The organism is Lentzea tibetensis (genome assembly GCF_007845675.1).
Lineage (GTDB): Bacteria > Actinomycetota > Actinomycetes > Mycobacteriales > Pseudonocardiaceae > Lentzea > Lentzea tibetensis.
In genome coordinates, this window is sequence record NZ_VOBR01000004.1 from 133,248 (window position 1) to 150,033 (window position 16,786).

The following is a 16,786-nucleotide window of genomic DNA, read 5'->3' on the forward strand; positions in this document are numbered from 1 at the left end:
CGAGAGGTAAGTACGCTGGTTTCTCGTGTCTCGATCGACCCAGCAGAATGTTGTAGTGGAACTCCTGCGCGTCTCCCCCGTCGCCGACGAGCTCGCGGAGCGGTTCGCCGCCGCGGGCAAGCGGTTGTACCTGGTCGGAGGCAGCGTTCGCGACGCCGTGCTCGGCCGGTCCAGCAACGACCTCGACTTCACGACGGACGCCCGTCCCGACGAGATCCAGCGGATCCTGAAGGGCTGGGCCGACTCGCTCTGGGACACCGGCATCGCGTTCGGCACCATCGGCGCCAGCAAGAACGGGCTGACCGTGGAGATCACCACGTTCCGCGCGGACGTCTACGACGGCGTCACCCGCAACCCCGAGGTCACGTTCGGCGACACCATCGACGGTGACCTGGTGCGCCGCGACTTCACCGTCAACGCGATGGCGTTCGACGTGGTCAAGCGCGAGTTCGTGGACCCGACCGGCGGCATGGCCGCGGTCGAGGCGCGTGTGCTGGACACCCCGGCGACCCCGCAGGAGTCGTTCGGCGACGACCCGCTGCGCATGCTGCGCGCCGCCCGGTTCGTGGCCCAGCTGGGCTTCACGGCCGCGCCGCGCGTGGTCGACGCGATGCGGTCCATGGCGGGTGAGCTCGCGCGCATCACGCCGGAGCGCGTGCAGGCGGAGCTGTCCAAGCTCCTCTGCTCCGCGCACCCGCGTCAGGGGATCGAGCTCATGGTCGACACCGGGCTCGCGGACATCGTCCTGCCCGAGCTGACGGCCATGAAGCTGGAAGTCGACGAACACCATCAGCACAAGGACGTCTTCCACCACTCGCTGGTTGTGCTCGACCAAGCAATTGATCTTGAAGATGATGATCTTTCACCCGATCTGGTGCTGCGCCTCGCCGCGTTGCTGCACGACATCGGCAAGCCGGACACCCGGCGGTTCGAGTCCGGCGGCGGCGTCTCGTTCCACCACCACGAGGTGGTCGGCGCGAAGCTGGTGCGCAAGCGGTTGCGCGCGCTGCGGTACTCGAAGGAGATCGTCGAGGACGTCGCCAAGCTCGTGTACCTCCACCTGCGGTTCCACGGCTACGGCAACGGCGAGTGGACGGACTCGGCGGTGCGCCGCTACGTCACCGACGCCGGCGACCTGCTGACCCGGTTGCACAAGCTCGTCCGCGCGGACTGCACGACCCGCAACAAGCGCAAGGCGAACGCGTTGCAGCGGACCTACGACGGTCTCGAGGAGCGGATCGCCCGGATCGCGGCCGACGAGGACCTCGCGCGCGTGCGCCCGGACCTCGACGGCAACGAGATCATGAAGCTGCTCGGCCTGCCGCCGGGGCCGCAGGTCGGCGCCGCGTGGAAGTTCCTCAAGGAGCTGCGGCTGGACCGCGGTCCGCTCGACCACGACGAGGCGATCGCCGAGTTGCTGCAGTGGGCGCGCATTCAGGGGATCACGCCACCTGCTTCGTAACTCAACGTAGCCCGGTGAAATCCACGCGTTAGCGAGGTGACAGCGGGTCGCGTCACTATGACTGTGCGCTGTGGGCAGGGTGCCAGGCGCACGGGGGTGGTTGCGATGACCGCGTGGGGGCTTTCCGCTGGTCCTGACGTGCACGAGCTCGACGAGCTCACCGCTCGGCAGCGCGGGGTGCTGCGCTGTCTCGCGAGGGGGCTCGCCGACCACGAGATCGCGCGGGTGCTGGGCATCGGCATGCAGGTCGTCGCCGACGAAGTGGCCGACATCCTGCGCCGACTCGACCTAACCGACCGAATGGCCGCGGTTGTCTTCGCCCATGAGACCGGGATGCTGCGCCTGCCCCTGCCGCGATAGGAACAGCAGGTACGTCGTTAGGCCGATCAGGTAGAACGCGGTGGCCGTGAGGATGAGCCCTGGGGAGCGCCCGTCCATCGGAACCACCGCGGCCGCGATGGTGACCGCGACGACCTGGGTGGTGTTGAAGAGGGTGTCGTAGAGGGCGAACACCCGGCCGCGCACCTCGTCGCCGATGTCGTGCTGGATGGCCGTGTCGACGTTGAGCTTCACGACCTGGCCGGAGAACGTGATCACGAACGCCGCGAGCAGGATCGTCGGCAGCGTCATGGGCAACCCGAGTGCGAGCTGCGAGACGGCCGCGAGGATCAACGCCGCGCAGATCGTGTTCCTGGTGCCCAGCCGGTCGACGATCCGGTCGGTCGTGACACCGGCGAGCAAGATGCCCGCGCCGCCGGCGATCGCGACCTCGCCCAGACCGGCGATGCCCGCTCTGAGCAGGCCCATGTCGGTGAACGAGTACCGCATCAGCAACAGCGTGATCAGCAACGACATGCCGAACGCGGCCCGGTGGGCGAGCAGCGCGCCCAGTGCGCCGACGACGCTCGGCGTGCGCCACGCGGCCTTCGCGCCGTCCCACAGACCGTGCGCCACGGCGGTGACGGTGCGGTTCGGCTCGTCCACCTCGTCCGGACCGAGCACGCCAGCCACGAACTTGCTCGCGACCCAGGCGCAGGCGACCGAGGCGATGGCGCCGGTGGCCGTCGTCCACGCGGAACCGCCGTCGCCTGCTCCGAGCAGCGCGCGCAGCCCGATCGCGCAGCCGCCGCCGAACACGGCGACCAGCGCGCCGAGGGTCGCGGACAGCGCGTTCGCCTCGACGAGGTGGTCCTCGGGGACGACGTGCGGCAGCGAGGCGGACAGGCCTGCGCCGATGAACCGGCTGAAGCCCGTGACGACGAGCGCGGAGAAGTAGAGCGGCAGACCGGCCAGGCCGGTGCCGACGGCGATGGCCGTGAGCAGCACGAACGCGCCCCTGGCGAGGCTCGCGATCGTGATCACCCGGCGCCGGTCCCAGCGGTCGAGCAGCGCGCCCGCGAACGGTCCGACCAGCGAGTACGGCAGCAGGAGCACGGCGAACCCGGCGGCGATGGCGAGCGGGTCGGCCTGGCGCTCCGGGTTGAAGATGACGGCACCCGCGAGACCTGCCTGGAACAGGCCGTCACCCCACTGGGAGACCAGCCTCGTCGCCAGCAGCCTGCGGAATTCGGGTATGCCGATGAACCGCCGGGAACCCCAGTGGTGCTTGGCAACAGCCGTCGTCACCCCGACAGCCTAGGCGCAAAAACCAGCGAAGCCGGACCCTCGAAGGGTCCGGCTCCTCTGGATCGGATGCCCGGTCGCCTCACGGCGATTGGCACGACGCGGTTCCAGCCGAACGGTATTCCGCGAAGGCGGTTGTCTGTTGAGCCCGGGGGACACGAAGACATCCGACAAGAGCTACAACGTGGCGCGGCCCTGACTTGTTCCAGCGATCACGGATGAAATCATGGCGGCGTGCGTCCCGATGACGAAGTCGAGCCAGGCTCCCTGTTGGTTGCCGCCCCGAGCCTGACCGACTCGAACTTCAAGCGCACGGTCGTGTACGTGATCGACCACCGGCCGGAGGGCACGCTCGGCGTCGTGCTGAACCGTCCGTCCGAGGTCGCGGTGCACGACGTGCTGCCGGCGTGGGGTCCGCACGCGACCAAGCCGCAGGCCATCTACATCGGCGGACCGGTCGAGCAGAAGACCGCGTTGTGCCTGGCCGCGCTGCGCACGGGCTTCGACCTCGAGTCCATCGACGGGCTGGTCGGCGTGCACGGGCCGGTCGCGCTGATCGACCTCGACTCGGATCCGGACGACCTGGCGCCGAAGGTCCGCGGGCTGCGGGTGTTCGCCGGCTACTCGGGCTGGGGCGAGGAACAGCTGGCCGGCGAGATCGACCGCGGTGACTGGATGGTCGTGTCCGGGCTGCCCGACGACATACTCAGCCCGGCGAACACCGACCTGTGGGGGCGGGTGCTGCGCAGGCAGGGCATGCCGCTGGCGCTGCTCTCCACCTTCCCGACGGACGTTCGGCTGAACTAGTTTTGGCACGTGGAGGCCGAGGCGCTCGTCGCTGAGGGCTCAGGCGCGTTGCGGACCGGCGACTGGGCGGCTGCCTCGCGGTCGTTCACCGCCGCCCTCGAGCTCGAGGAGCACCCCGCGGCACTGGCCGGACTGGCCGACGCGCTGTGGTGGCTCGGTGACCTCGCCGGCTCGATGGCCCGGCGGGAACGCGCGTACGTGCTGCTCAGGGACGTCGACCTGGTCATGGCCGCGGTCACCGCGCTGGGCCTCTGCGCCGATCACTGGAAGCACGTCGGCGACGAGGCCGTCACGCTCGGCTGGCTCGCCCGCGCCACCCGGCTGATCGAGGAGTCCGGCCTCGACGAGGTGCGCGGCTGGCTGCTGCTGGTGCGGTCGTTCGTCGGTGCCGATCCGGTCGCCGGTGAGTCGTTCGCCCGCGCGGCTCTCGACCACGCCCGTTCGTCCGGTGACCGCGACCTCGAGCTGTGCTCGTTGAGCGAGATCGGCGCCGCGCTGGTGCGCCAGGGCCGGGTCGGCGAGGGCCTGACCTGGCTCGACGAGTCGATGGCCGGGTCGCTCGCCGGTGAGGGCTCGTCGCTGGACACGGTCGTGCTCTGCAGCTGCAACATGATCACCTCGTGCACGCAGTCCGCCGAGTTCGGCCGGGTCGTCGAGTGGATCCGCGCGTCGGACCGGTTCACGCAGCGCTACGGCTGCCCGTTCCTCTACGCCGAGTGCCGGATGTACTACGGCAGCGTGCTGGTCGCGACCGGCGACTGGCCGCGCGCCGAGGAAGAGCTGCGGGCGGCGATCGAGATCTCGCGCGGTTCCGTCCCCGTCTACCAGCGGCAGGCGCTCACGTACCTGGCAGAGCTGCGGCTGGCGCAGGGCCGGGTCGAGGAGGCCGAACGACTGGTCGCGGACTTCGCCGAACACGGGTCCGCCGCCGGTGTGGTGGCCCGGATCCACCTGGTGCGCGGGCATCCGAGCCTCGCCGTGTCGGTGCTGCGGCGCCGGTTGGACGAGGTCGCGGCGCCGCTGGAGAGCGCACTGCTGCACGAGCTGTTCGGCGAGGCGGAGATCGCGTCCGGGCAGGCGTCCGCCGCCGCCGAACGCGGGCGTGCGCTGGTGTCGTTGGACTGCCTGGTGATCTCCGCACGCGGTGAGCGGCTGGTCGGCAGGGCGACCGGTGACACCCGTGCGCTGAACCGCGCGCTGTCGGCGTTCCTCAAGCTGGAGATGCCGCTCGAGGCGGCCAGGACCCGGATGCTGATCGCCGCTCTCGCCGAACCCGAGGTGGCCGAGTCCGAGGCGTTCACCGCGCTGGGCGTGTTCGAGGAGCTGGGTGCTTCCGGTGACGCCGACGCCGCCGCGGCGCTGCTGCGTTCGCTCGGCGTGCACGCGGCCCGGCTCGGCCCGCGCGGCGCGGGGGCGTTGACCAAGCGGGAACGCGAGGTGCTCGTGCTGCTGGGCGAGGGGCTGTCCAACCCGGCGATCGCCGCGCGGCTGTGCCTGAGCCGCAAGACCGTCGAGCACCACGTCGCGCGGGTGCTGGCGAAGCTCGGCCTGCGCGGACGGGCGGAAGCTGCGGCCGAGGCGGTGCGCATGTCCGCCGGTGAATAGGTGAGCTCACCGATGCTGTTTCCGCTGGTCGGTGCCAGTGTGGTGGCATGACCATCGCCCTTGATGAACAACGGGTCGAGGAGTTCGCGGGACGCGTCTTCGGCCTCTACAGCGACGGGATGCTGACCTTCATGGTCGACATCGGGTACCGCACCGGCCTGTTCGAGGCGGCCGCGGACGGCTCTTCCCTGACTTCCGGTGAGCTGGCCGCGAGAGCCGGGCTGTCCGAGCGCTACGTGCGGGAGTGGCTCGGCGCGCTGACGTCGGCCGGGATCTTCACGTACTCGGACGGGACCTACTCGCTCCCCGCCGAGCACGCCGCGTGCCTGACCGGGGCCGGCGCCGAGAACCTCGCCGTGCTCGCCCAGCTCACGACGCACCTCGGCAAGCACGTGCACGAGGTCGCGGACGCGTTCCGCACCGGCGGCGGCGTGCCGTACTCGGCGTTCCGGCCGGAGTTCACCGGCGTGATGGACAGCCTCAGCCGCGGCATCTACGACCAGCACCTGGTGTCGTCGTACGTGCCGCTCGTGCCGGGACTGCGCGAGCGGCTCGTCGCGGGCTGCCGGCTGGCCGACGTCGGGTGCGGGAGCGGGCACGCGCTGGTCGTGCTGGCGCGGGAGTTCCCCGCCTCGGTGTTCGTGGGCTACGACATCTCGGCCGAGGCGATCGCGGTCGCTCGTGAGGAAGCGCTCGGGCTGCCCAACGTGCGGTTCGAGGTGTGCGATGCGGCGGCGCTGGCGGTCGACACGCCGTTCGACCTGATCATGACCTTCGACGCGATCCACGACCAGGCGGATCCAGCGGGCGCGTTGCGGGCGATCCACTCGGCACTCGCGCCGGACGGCACCTACCTGATGGCGGAGCCCGCCGCGTCCAGCAACCTCGAGGACAACATCGGCAACCCGATGGCCGGGTTCCTGTACTCGGTCAGCACGCTGCACTGCCTGACGGTGTCGCTGGCCGAGGGCGGAGCGGGCCTCGGCACGGCGTGGGGCGAACAGCTGGCGCGGACGATGCTCAGCGACGCCGGTTTCGGACAGGCCGTCCGGCACGACGCGCCGGGAGACCCGTCGAACGCCGTGTTCGTGGTTTCACGTGAATCAAAGGCCAACGGCGGGTGATCACGTGCCACCATGACGCCCGCCCGTGTCGAGCGAGGGGAACATCGGTGGCAGCGAAGGAAGAAACCAAGAAGGATCGGAGCTGGGTCGGGCCGATCGTCGGTGCGGTGATCGCGGGCATCTTCGCGATCGTCGTCGCGGTGATCAACTTAGCCGGAACCAGCAAGAATCAGAGCCAGGCCGGTACGACGACGACCACGACACAGGCGTCCGCGAGCACGACGGCGTCGTCGGCCGGATCGGCTGGCAAGAAGGTCGTGTCGGGGAAGCAGCTGACGCTGCCATCACCGGGGCAGGGCTGCATGGGCAAGGCGGAGATCGACTTCGACACGATGAAGGTCGCACCGAACGTCCCCGAGATCCACCGGGAAACCGCTGATCTGAGCTACCAGTCGTGCACAGGCATCATGGTCGTCGAGGGTGGCATGGCCCAGTTGGACACGCCGCCCTCGTCGGCCGAGGACTGCGCGCAGGCGAGCGAGACGAACCCGTTGCGGAATCCGATCACTCACGAGCTGATCAGGAACGAGATGCCGCTGGTGAAGGGCAAGCACCTGTGCCTGAAGACCAAGCTGGGCAAGATCGTCCACCTGGCCATCGACGAGGTGACGCCCGTCGCACCCGACGGCTCGTCCCTGCCGCCGTTGAAGGACTACGCCTTCACGGTCGACGTCTGGGAGCCCTAGAGACCCGCGAGAGGCGAGCAGCCGCCGCCACCGCAGGCGCAGCCGCCACAACCCTTGGGAGCCTCGGGAGCCGGCAGCGCCTCGGCGGCGCGGTGGCCCATGACCCCACCGGCGACCGCGATCGCGAGCGCGCCGACGAGTCCGATCAGGCCGACCGTCACGGCGGCGGCGGGCACGAGGAACGTGCCGAGGCCGGCACCGAGTGCCACGAGGCCCGCGACCAGGTTCGGCAGACCGGCGACCCGGTTGGCCAGCTGGAACGTGTCCTCGTCGCGCAGCGCCGCGCCCGTCCGCACCCCGACGAACCGGTTGCGGTGGAGCTTGCCCTGCAGACCCAGGATTCCGACGGCCGCGAGGACGACGCCGAGCGGGCCGAGTACGACAGGCAGCACGATGTTCACGCGTTCGAGGGTAGGTCCGACCCGCCGGAACCGTCGCATCGGGCCCGCCGCGGTGTGCTGCACGCCATGCCCGAGGGCTCCGGCCTTGCGGCGCGCTGATACCGTTGAGGACATGAGCACGGCCCGCCTGCTCCTTATTTAGCCGCGCAGACCTGATCGGAAGACGGTCGGCGCGGCAACCCCTCATGCCTGTCTGGGCTGAGGGGTTTCGTCATGTCAGGGGCAGGTACTTGATGGAGAGGGACGTTCGATGAGCACCGACGCGGCGGAGATCCCCGCCCACCGCTACACCGCAGAGCTGGCAGGCAAGATCGAGCAGCGGTGGCAGCAGTACTGGGAAGAGCACGGCACCTACCACGCGCCCAACCCCGTTGGACCGCTCAAGGGCGACGTCCCGGACGACAAGCTGTTCGTCCAGGACATGTTCCCGTACCCGTCGGGCGCCGGCCTGCACGTGGGGCACCCGCTGGGCTTCATCGGCACGGACGTCTTCGCCCGGTACCACCGGATGAACGGCCGCAACGTGCTGCACACGATGGGCTTCGACGCGTTCGGCCTGCCCGCGGAGCAGTACGCGGTGCAGACCGGCCAGCACCCGCGCAAGACCACTGAGGACAACATCCAGACGTACCTGCGGCAGATCCGCAGGCTGGGACTGGGCCACGACGAGCGGCGCCGCATCTCGACGATCGACCCCGGCTACTACAAGTGGACCCAGTGGATCTTCCTGCAGATCTTCAACTCCTGGTACGACGCGGATCTGAAGCAGGCTCGTCCGATCACCGAGCTGGAGTCCGCCTTCGCCGACGGCTCGCGGTCCACCTCGGACGGTCGTCCCTGGGCCGAGCTGACCAAAAAGGACCAGCAGCAGGAGCTGGGGCGGTACCGTCTGGCTTATCTGTCCGAGGCGCCGGTGAACTGGTGCCCCGGACTGGGTACGGTGCTGGCGAACGAGGAAGTCACGGCCGACGGTCGCAGTGAGCGCGGCAACTTCCCGGTCTTCCGGCGGAACCTGCGCCAGTGGATGATGCGCATCACTGCGTACTCCGACCGGTTGATCGACGACCTGGACCGGCTGGACTGGCCGGAAAAAGTCAAGGCCATGCAGCGGAACTGGATCGGCCGCTCGCACGGTGCCCGAGTCCGATTCGCGGTGGGAGACGAGAACATTGAGGTCTTCACGACCCGTCCGGACACGTTGTTCGGCGCGACCTACATGGTCCTGGCACCGGAACACCAGCTGGTGGACCAGATTGCGACGCCCGATCGCGTGGCAGACATCGCCGCGTACCGGCGCGCCGCGTCCCTGAAGTCCGAACTGGACCGTCAGGAGAACAAGGAGAAGACCGGCGTCTTCACCGGCGCCTACGCGGTGAACCCGGTGAACGGCCAGGAAATCCCGGTCTACGTCGCGGACTACGTGCTGATGGGCTACGGCACCGGCGCGATCATGGCCGTGCCCGGCCAGGACCAGCGCGACTGGGACTTCGCGACGAAGTTCGACCTGCCCATCATCCGCACCGTGCAGCCGTCCGAGGGTTTCGAGGGCGACGCGTACACGGGGCAGGGCCCCGCGATCAACTCGCGCCAAGAAAATGGACTCAGCCTGGACGGCATGGACATCGCCGAGGCCAAGAAGACGATCATCACGTGGCTGGAGGAGCAGGGCTGCGGCGAGGGCACCGTCCAGTACAAGCTGCGCGACTGGCTGTTCTCGCGGCAGCGCTACTGGGGTGAGCCGTTCCCGGTCGTCTACGACGAGGACGGCGCGCCCATCGCGCTGCCCGAGTCGATGCTGCCGATCGAGCTGCCCGAGGTCGACGACTACTCGCCGCGGACGTTCGAGCCGGAGGACGCGAACAGCGAGCCGTCGCCTCCGCTGTCCCGCGCCACCGAGTGGACCGAGGTCGAGCTGGACCTGGGCGACGGGCCGAAGAAGTACCGCCGCGACACGAACACGATGCCCAACTGGGCCGGTTCGTGCTGGTACCAGCTGCGCTACGTCGACCCGACCGAGACCGAGCGGTTCGTCAACGCGGAGAACGAGAAGTACTGGCTGGGTCCGCGCACCGAGCAGCACGGCTCGAACGACCCCGGCGGCGTCGACCTGTACATCGGCGGCGTCGAGCACGCGGTGCTGCACCTGCTGTACTCGCGCTTCTGGCAGAAGGTGCTGTTCGACCTGGGCCACCTGTCCGGTGACGAGCCGTACCGCCGCCTGTTCAACCAGGGCTACATCCAGGCGTACGCGTACACCGACGCGCGTGGTTCCTACGTGCCCGCTGAGCACGTCACCGAGGAGGACGGCAAGTTCTTCTACGAGGGTGAAGAGGTCAAGCGCGAGTACGGGAAGATGGGCAAGAGCCTGAAGAACGTGGTCACGCCGGACGAGATGGCGGAGACGTACGGCGCGGACGTCTTCCGGTTCTACGAGATGTCGATGGGCCCGATGGACGTCTCTCGTCCCTGGGCCACGAAGGACGTCGTCGGCGCACAGCGGTTCTTGCAGCGGCTGTGGCGCAACCTGGTCGACGAGGCCGACGGGTCGACGAGGGTCACCGAGGACGCACCGTCCGAGGAAGCGCTGCGGCTGCTGCACAAGACGATCGCCGGCGTGCACGACGACTACGCGAACCTGCGCTACAACACGGCGGGCGCGAAGCTGATCGAGCTGAACAACTTCGTCACCAAGCACTACTCCGCGGGCACGCCGCGCGTGCTGGCCGAGGCGATGGCGCTGATGCTGGCTCCGCTGAGCCCGCACGTCGCCGAGGAGCTGTGGGCCAAGCTGGGCCACGCGGACTCGCTGGCGCACGGGCCGTTCCCGGCCGCCGAGGAGAAGTACCTGGTCGAGGACACCGTCGAGTACCCGATCCAGGTCAACGGCAAGGTGCGGTCGCGGGTCGTCGTGCCCGCCTCGTTCGGACAGGACGAGGTCAAGGCCGCCGCGCTGGCCGAGGAGAAGGTGGCCGAGCTGGTCGCGGGCGGGACCCCGAAGAAGGTCATCGTGGTGCCCGGCCGCCTGGTCAACGTCGTGCTGTAACCGCTAGTCCCCGAAGCCGATGTCCGTCAGCATCTGATCGATCATGCGGTCGAACATCGGCTCGGGGTTGGCCACGGCGAACGGGAAGCGTCCGAACACCTCCAGCGCGACGTGCCCGTAGAGCCGGACCCACGACTGCACGATGTGGTAGATCGCGCCCAGGCTGAGCTCCGCGGCGCTCACCTCGCAGCCGTGCGAAGCGACGGCCTGGATCAGCACCTCCTGGAACGACGCCAGGTCGCCGTGCAACGTCGAGGGCACGTCGGCGTGCTCCTGCTCCGGTGCCGGGTGGCTGGCGATGAGCCGTGCCGCCACCTCGAGGAACACCGAGCCGAACTGGTCGGGCTTGGGCCCCAGCGCGTCCTGCGGCGACGCGAACACCAGTGAGAACTCCTGCGGGTGCGCGAGCGCCCACCGGCGGAACGCGTGGCACACCGCCCTGACCTGGTCGCGGACCTGGTCCTCGCCGAGGTCGGCGATGTCCTTGTAGAGCTCGTGCGACATGTCCTGGCAGATGTCGTCGCACAGCTGGCGCAGCAGGTCCTCGTGCGAGTTGTAGTACCGGTAGAGCGCGGGGGCGGTGATCCCCAGCTCCCGGGCGATGGCACGCAGCGTGACAGCTTCTCGACCCTGTGTGACGAGGAGTGTGCGAGCCGCCTGCCGAATCTCACGCTCGGTTTCAGCGCGTAGCCGTTCTCGGCGAGTGGCCTCGGTCATATTCACTCCATCGGGTTGTAAGCCCCGTCCGTGACCACGTACGGTTCAGTGAACGGTGTTTACAAAGTTGACGCCTTTTACTCAACCGTAACCCAGGAGGGACGCGCATGTTCGCGAAGTGGGGGTCGCTGGCATACCGCCGCCGCTGGGTGGTGCTCGTCGCGACGGTACTGCTCGCTGTCGTCGGAGGTGTGTGGGGACTCGGCGTGTTCGACAAGCTGAGTCAAGGTGGTTATGAAGCCCCGACCAGCGAGGCCGCCCGCGCGAACCAGATCGCCGAGCAGACGTTCGGCCGCCAGGGCGGTGACGTGTTCGTCGTCTACGGCGGCGACATCGCGGATCCGCTGGTGCAGAAGAAGATCGCGGACCACGTCGGCGGCCTGTCGAAGGACCTCGTGTCCAAGGCCGTCGGGCCGGTGCCGTCGGACGACCGCAAGCAGGCGCTCGTCGCGATCACGCTGACGTCCAGCGACTCGAACACGCAGATCAAGCTGTACAAGGACCTCGCGCCGCTGCTCGACATCGACGGGCTCACCGAGCAGGTCGGCGGGCTCGTGCCGACGCAGAAGGCCATCAGCGAGATGTCGCAGGACGACCTCACCAAGGCCGAGGCCGTCTCGCTGCCGCTGGTGCTGATCCTGCTCGTCGTCATCTTCGGCGGCCTCGTCGCCGCGTCGCTGCCGGTGCTCGTCGGCGGTCTCGCGATCATGGGCTCGCTCGGCGTGCTGCACGCGATCTCGCTCGGCGTCACGGTCAACTCGTTCGCGGTCAACGTCGCCAGCCTGCTGGGGCTCGGCATGGCGATCGACTACGGCCTCTTCATGGTCGGCCGGTTCCGCGAGGAGCTCGCCGCGGGCCGCAGCACCGAGGACGCCGTGCGCCGCACCGTCGGCTCGGCCGGTCGCACCGTCGTGTTCTCGGCGACGCTGCTGGTCATCGCGCTGGCCGGCCTGCTGCTGTTCCCGCAGGGCTTCCTCAAGTCGCTGAGCTACGGCGGCATGTCCGCGGTCGCGATCGCGGCGGTCGTCTCGCTGACCCTGCTGCCCGCGTTGCTCGGCATCCTCGGCCACCGGGTCGACAAGCTGTCCCTGCCGTGGCGGAAGAAGCAGCCGAGCGAGAACGGCTGGCGCAAGCTCGCGGGCAAGGTCATGAAGCGCCCGGTGCTCATCGCGGTGCCGATCGTCGCCGTGCTGCTCGGCCTCGGCGCGCCGTTCCTCGGCGTCCAGTTCGGCCAGGTCACCGAGAAGGTCCTGCCCGAGGGCAACTCCGCGCGGGTCGCCGTCGAGACGATCAACAAGAACTTCTCCGCGCTGTCCAGCAGCGGCTTCAAGATCGTGATCACCGGCGCCGACGACCCGGTGGCGATGCAGGACCTCATGAAGAGGATCGGTGACGTCCAGGGCGTCGGCGAGGTCCGGCCGGGTGCCGAGCCGAAGGACGGCACGTGGCTGCTGTCCGCCGGGCTCGACAGCGACGCGCTGAGCGAGCAGTCCAAGCAGGCGCTGAAGGACGTCCGCGCGCTCGAACCGCCGGTCGGTGCCGAGATGTACGTCGGCGGCAACACCGCGGTGGTCAGCGACAGTCTCGACGCGATCGCGGCGAAGCTGCCGTTGATGATCGCCCTGCTGGTCGGCGCGACGCTGGTGCTGATGTTCCTGGCGTTCGGCTCGGTCGTGCTGCCGCTCAAGGCGGTGCTGATGAGCGCGTTCAGCCTGTCGGCGACGTTCGGCGTGCTGGTGTGGATCTTCCAGGAGGGCCACGGCGCGTCGTGGCTCGGCGTCACGCCCGCACCGCTGGAGTCCGGCATCGTCGTGCTGATGGCGGCCGTCGTGTTCGGCCTGTCGACGGACTACGAGGTGTTCCTGCTGTCCCGCATGGTCGAGGCGCGCGGCAAGGGCGCGTCGACCGAGGAGGCGGTCACCACGGGTCTCGCCAAGACCGGCCGGGTGATCACCGCCGCCGCGCTGCTGCTGATCGTCGTCACGGGTGCGTTCGCGTTCTCGCAGGTCGCGATGATGCGGTTCGTCGGCGTCGGCATGATCCTCGCGCTGGTGCTCGACGCGACGATCGTCCGCATGTTGCTCGTCCCGGCCGTGATGAAGATGCTCGGCAACGCGGTCTGGTGGGCTCCCGGCCCGCTGCGCCGCATCCAGGAGCGGATGGCGATCCACGAGGGCGACGACCCGGACGAGGAGCTCGCCCGGCTCGAGCGCACCCCGCAACCGGTCGGCTAACCAGCCGTCGGAGCGAAAGCGATCATGGTCGCGTCGAAGTCGCGGCCGCGGGGACCGGCGAACCCGGTCGAGCTCAACGAGTACCTGCTGAGGACCGCGTCGTCCGCGCTGTCCAGCACGGTGGTCGTCGAGCCGGTGGCCAGGAAGATCCGCCGGTCCCCCGGTGCCGTCGCGACGCCGGGGGCCGCGATCGCCAGCGTCCGGCGCACGGTCCGCGTCGCCACGTCGACCACGGCGACCGCGCGTTCCTTCGGCAGCGCCACGTAGACGGTCGCGCCGTCCGGCGTGACCGCGACGCTGCCCGCACCCTTCCCGACCGGGATCGAGCCGACGACCTCGCTCTTCGCCGTGTCGATGACGGTCAGCGTGCCGGGCGTCTGCGCACCCAGCCGCATGCCGCTGACGTACAGGAACGCGCCGTCCGGCGAGATCGCCACCTGCTGCGGCAGCCCACCGACCTTGATCGTCCTGAGCTGGCTGGCGGTCTCGGTGTCGACGACGCTGACGGTGCCGTCCTGCGCGTTCGCCACGTAGAGCACCCGCCCGTCCGGCGACACCGCGAGACCCTGCGGCTGCCCGCCGACCCTGATCGCCGCGACCAGCCGGAACGTCTGCGGCTCCACCACGGCCACGCTGCCCGCCGCGGTCACGTACAGCCGCTCGCCGTCCGGCCGCATCGCCGCCTGGGCGAGCTGGACCTGCGTGTGCATCCGGTCGACCACGGCGCCCGTGCGCGGGTTCACCACCGCGATCGAGCCGGACCAGCCGTTCACCACGTACAGCCGCTCGCCGTCCGGCGACACGGCGACGCCGGTCGCGCGGCCGGTCGTGTCCGCCGTCGAGAGGATCGTGCCGTGCTCCGTGTCGATCACCTGGACGAGCCCGGTTCGTCCGACCACGTAGGCGCGGCCCGACGATCCACTCGCTGTGTGATTCACCGGTGTCTGCGATCCGACACCAATCGCCGCGACGGCCGCCGACAGCGTCAACAACACGGCCACCAGGCGTGCTCTTGCCATGTCGCGAATGGGAACACTTCCGGGTGCTTTCGATCCACTTCCTTCACCCTGGAGAGTGAACTAATTCCCCCGTCGAAGTATCTGGGCTCTAAAAGCGCCCGGCGCCGATCGCTCGGGGGGCGAAACGACCGGCACCGGGCTCCTCCCGGCGTGCGCGACGCCGGGCGGTCCGTCCCCCATCAACAGATTGACGCATGAAATACCACTTTGGACCCTTACGACCAGCCGTTCGCGGAAATTTTTCTGTTCGCAACCAACTTGGCGTAGCGCGTGCCCGCGGTCAGGAGCACCAGACCGGCGCCGAGGAAGGCCGCGACCCGCGCGATTCCATCCAGCGCGGCCAGGTCGAAGAGCAGCAGTTTCAGCACCGCCGCGCCCACGAGAACGAGTCCGGCGACCCGCAGCGGGAGCACGTCGATACCGCGCACGAGCAGAACGAGCGCCGCGATCGTCCACGAAACCGTGACCACGGAGTGACCGAACAGGAAGCCGGTCTCGTCCGGCGACAACAGCAATGCGGCGCACAGGACGAATCCAGCCGCGCCGTACAGCAACACCACACCGGAGGCGAACCACGGCACCGGGTGCTTTCCGGGCTCGCGAACGACGCTCAACTTCGTGGCGGCCCACGGCAGCACTCCCGCGAATACCGCGAGCACGAGCGCGGTCACCATCCCGGCCACCAGATCGGCGGTGGCGACGAAACCCGGTGAGTCGAGCAGCCAGCGCGGCGGAACCGCACCCGCGAGCGTCATCAGCAGGCCGATCGCACCGAACACCGCGGACGCCAGCAGCGCGCTCCTGCGCTCCAGCTTCACCGCGACGAACGCCAGCAGCACCGCCTCGGCGAGCACGACCGCGGTGCGCGACGTGCCGTCCAGCGCGATCACGGTCGCCTGGAACAGCGCGAGCATGCCGACCGCACCGGCCGACGTCGCGAACGGGCGCGGCAGGTCGGGGACCATCCACAGCGCGAGCAGCGCGGCCGCGACCACACCGGCGAGCGCGCTCGCCACGGGCTTCTCCAGCAGCGACGTCGCGATGAGCGCGGGGAACGCCGAGCCCGCGACCAGCAGCACCGGCACCACGTCGTCCGGCCTGCGCCGCACGGTCAGGATGGCCACGCCGACGCCCAGCACGGCGGTGAGCACGGCCATGCCCGCCGTCGCCCACGCCTCGGGGGTGCCGACGTGCGTCCCGGTCGCCGCGATGGACGCGATGATCGGCGGCACGCCACCGGCGACCGCCAGCGACGGCCAGCTGCGCTGCAGCTGGATCGGGGTGCTCGCCATCTTCAGCACCAGCAGGAACGCCACGAGCATCGGCGTGAACCCGTCGGTGAGCACCGGCGCGCAGAACGCGCACGCGGCGACCACGCCGGTCGCCAGCACCGGCGAGTCCCAGCGCATCGCGAGCCACAGGCCGCCACCGGCGACCGCGAGCCCGACGAGCAGACCGGCCCAGCCCGGCAGGTACTCGTACAGCGAGGTCGCCGCGATGACGTCCAGGTACATCCCGGCGATACCGGTCGCGACCAGCGCGAACGCGCCGGTGCGCGACGCGGGCGTCCGGTGCAGGCGCAGGCCGATGCCGATCAGGACGCCGCTGAAGACCGCGCCCGCGAGCACCCGAGGCAGCGGGCCGAGGTAACCGCGCTGCACGGCGAGCACCAGCAGCATCACGACGCCGAGCACGGTGATCGCGCCACCGACCCAGGCGAGCAGCTTGCTGCCCGCGCCGTCCTTGCCGAGCTTCTCCAGCACGGACTCGCGCGGCGGTGGCGGCTGCGGCGGTGCCCACTGCGGCGGGAACGCCTGCTGAGGCTGCGGCACCGGCTGTGGCGGCGGCGGGAAGGCCGGCTGAGGAGCCGGCATCTGCACGGGCGCGGGCATCGGGGCCGGCGCGGGGAGCGGCACGCGCAGCTCCGCGCTGATCGCGACGAGGCGCTGCCCGATGGCGGCGAGCTCGTCGGCAAAGCGGTCCTGACCTGTCATGGGATCACTGTGAGGCCAGGCGGGGTGGAAAGCATCAGTACAGCTACTCATCCGATTTGACCAAGGAGTGT

General features: G+C 69.7%; 13 protein-coding genes. 8 read left to right on the forward strand and 5 right to left on the reverse strand.

From position 1 onward, the window contains the following. The first annotated feature begins 25 nt into the window (after positions 1-25). Both FKR81_RS07010 and FKR81_RS07015 read left to right on the forward strand, forming a co-directional pair. Complete coding sequence (locus tag FKR81_RS07010) at positions 26-1,462, forward strand: CCA tRNA nucleotidyltransferase (RefSeq protein WP_146350114.1); 1,437 nt, start codon at positions 26-28, stop codon at positions 1,460-1,462. 105 nt (positions 1,463-1,567) lie between these two features. Next, positions 1,568-1,822, forward strand: a complete 255-nt coding sequence (locus tag FKR81_RS07015) for a response regulator transcription factor (protein ID WP_186762817.1) — start codon at positions 1,568-1,570, stop codon at positions 1,820-1,822. Here the strand turns inward: FKR81_RS07015 and FKR81_RS07020 are convergent. Next, the gene (locus FKR81_RS07020; RefSeq protein ID WP_146350116.1) at positions 1,751-3,088 is read right to left on the reverse strand and encodes an MFS transporter; all 1,338 of its coding nucleotides are present in this window, start codon (positions 3,086-3,088) and stop codon (positions 1,751-1,753) included. The genes FKR81_RS07015 and FKR81_RS07020 overlap by 72 nt on opposite strands. A 231-nt stretch (positions 3,089-3,319) precedes the next feature. Here FKR81_RS07020 and FKR81_RS07025 point away from each other — a divergent pair, with 231 nt between their 5' ends. Genes FKR81_RS07025 through FKR81_RS07040 form a run of 4 tightly spaced genes read left to right on the forward strand, consistent with a single transcriptional unit; the run spans position 3,320 to position 7,307 of the window. Next, on the forward strand, positions 3,320-3,892 hold the full coding sequence (locus FKR81_RS07025) for a YqgE/AlgH family protein (RefSeq protein ID WP_146350117.1): 573 nt from the start codon (positions 3,320-3,322) through the stop codon (positions 3,890-3,892). Positions 3,893-3,901: 9 nt separating this feature from the next. Further along, positions 3,902-5,497 (forward strand): LuxR family transcriptional regulator, encoded by a 1,596-nt coding sequence (locus FKR81_RS07030; protein ID WP_146350118.1) that lies wholly within the window; start codon positions 3,902-3,904, stop codon positions 5,495-5,497. Positions 5,498-5,544: 47 nt separating this feature from the next. Beyond that, positions 5,545-6,621: a class I SAM-dependent methyltransferase gene (locus FKR81_RS07035; RefSeq protein WP_146350119.1), complete on the forward strand. Its 1,077-nt coding sequence runs from the start codon at positions 5,545-5,547 to the stop codon at positions 6,619-6,621. A 47-nt stretch (positions 6,622-6,668) separates the two neighbouring features. Beyond that, on the forward strand, positions 6,669-7,307 hold the full coding sequence (locus FKR81_RS07040) for a hypothetical protein (RefSeq protein ID WP_146350120.1): 639 nt from the start codon (positions 6,669-6,671) through the stop codon (positions 7,305-7,307). Here FKR81_RS07040 and FKR81_RS07045 read toward each other — a convergent pair. Continuing rightward, entirely contained in the window at positions 7,304-7,708 is a 405-nt protein-coding gene (locus tag FKR81_RS07045) for an SdpI family protein (protein WP_235921357.1), read from the reverse strand. The genes FKR81_RS07040 and FKR81_RS07045 overlap by 4 nt on opposite strands. 250 nt (positions 7,709-7,958) lie before the next feature. Between FKR81_RS07045 and leuS the strand changes: the two genes are divergently transcribed. Beyond that, positions 7,959-10,751, forward strand: coding sequence for a leucine--tRNA ligase (gene leuS / locus FKR81_RS07050; RefSeq protein WP_146350121.1), 2,793 nt, complete (start codon positions 7,959-7,961; stop codon positions 10,749-10,751). Positions 10,752-10,754: 3 nt separating this feature from the next. Here the strand turns inward: leuS and FKR81_RS07055 are convergent, their stop codons facing one another. Beyond that, positions 10,755-11,468, reverse strand: a complete 714-nt coding sequence (locus FKR81_RS07055; protein ID WP_146350122.1) for a TetR/AcrR family transcriptional regulator — start codon at positions 11,466-11,468, stop codon at positions 10,755-10,757. Positions 11,469-11,575: 107 nt separating this feature from the next. Here FKR81_RS07055 and FKR81_RS07060 point away from each other — a divergent pair, with 107 nt between their 5' ends. After that, the gene (locus FKR81_RS07060) at positions 11,576-13,702 is read left to right on the forward strand and encodes an MMPL family transporter (protein ID WP_146350123.1); all 2,127 of its coding nucleotides are present in this window, start codon (positions 11,576-11,578) and stop codon (positions 13,700-13,702) included. On the opposite strand, the gene FKR81_RS07065 is transcribed toward FKR81_RS07060, so the two are convergent. Further along, positions 13,699-14,721: a YVTN family beta-propeller repeat protein gene (locus tag FKR81_RS07065; RefSeq protein ID WP_146350124.1), complete on the reverse strand. Its 1,023-nt coding sequence runs from the start codon at positions 14,719-14,721 to the stop codon at positions 13,699-13,701. The genes FKR81_RS07060 and FKR81_RS07065 overlap by 4 nt on opposite strands. Before the next feature lie 215 nt (positions 14,722-14,936). Beyond that, positions 14,937-16,715: a DUF2339 domain-containing protein gene (locus FKR81_RS07070; protein WP_146350125.1), complete on the reverse strand. Its 1,779-nt coding sequence runs from the start codon at positions 16,713-16,715 to the stop codon at positions 14,937-14,939. Positions 16,716-16,786 lie beyond the last annotated feature (71 nt).

Excerpts from the sequence above, each read along its gene's own strand:
- FKR81_RS07035 (WP_146350119.1), top strand. The coding sequence starts at position 5,545 with ATGACCATCGCCCTTGATGAACAACGGGTCGAGGAGTTCGCGGGACGC.
- FKR81_RS07055 (WP_146350122.1), bottom strand. The coding sequence starts at position 11,468 with ATGACCGAGGCCACTCGCCGAGAACGGCTACGCGCTGAAACCGAGCGT.
- FKR81_RS07060 (WP_146350123.1), top strand. The coding sequence starts at position 11,576 with ATGTTCGCGAAGTGGGGGTCGCTGGCATACCGCCGCCGCTGGGTGGTG.
- leuS (WP_146350121.1), top strand. The coding sequence starts at position 7,959 with ATGAGCACCGACGCGGCGGAGATCCCCGCCCACCGCTACACCGCAGAG.
- FKR81_RS07015 (WP_186762817.1), top strand. The coding sequence starts at position 1,568 with ATGACCGCGTGGGGGCTTTCCGCTGGTCCTGACGTGCACGAGCTCGAC.
- FKR81_RS07065 (WP_146350124.1), bottom strand. The coding sequence starts at position 14,721 with ATGGCAAGAGCACGCCTGGTGGCCGTGTTGTTGACGCTGTCGGCGGCC.
- FKR81_RS07070 (WP_146350125.1), bottom strand. The coding sequence starts at position 16,715 with ATGACAGGTCAGGACCGCTTTGCCGACGAGCTCGCCGCCATCGGGCAG.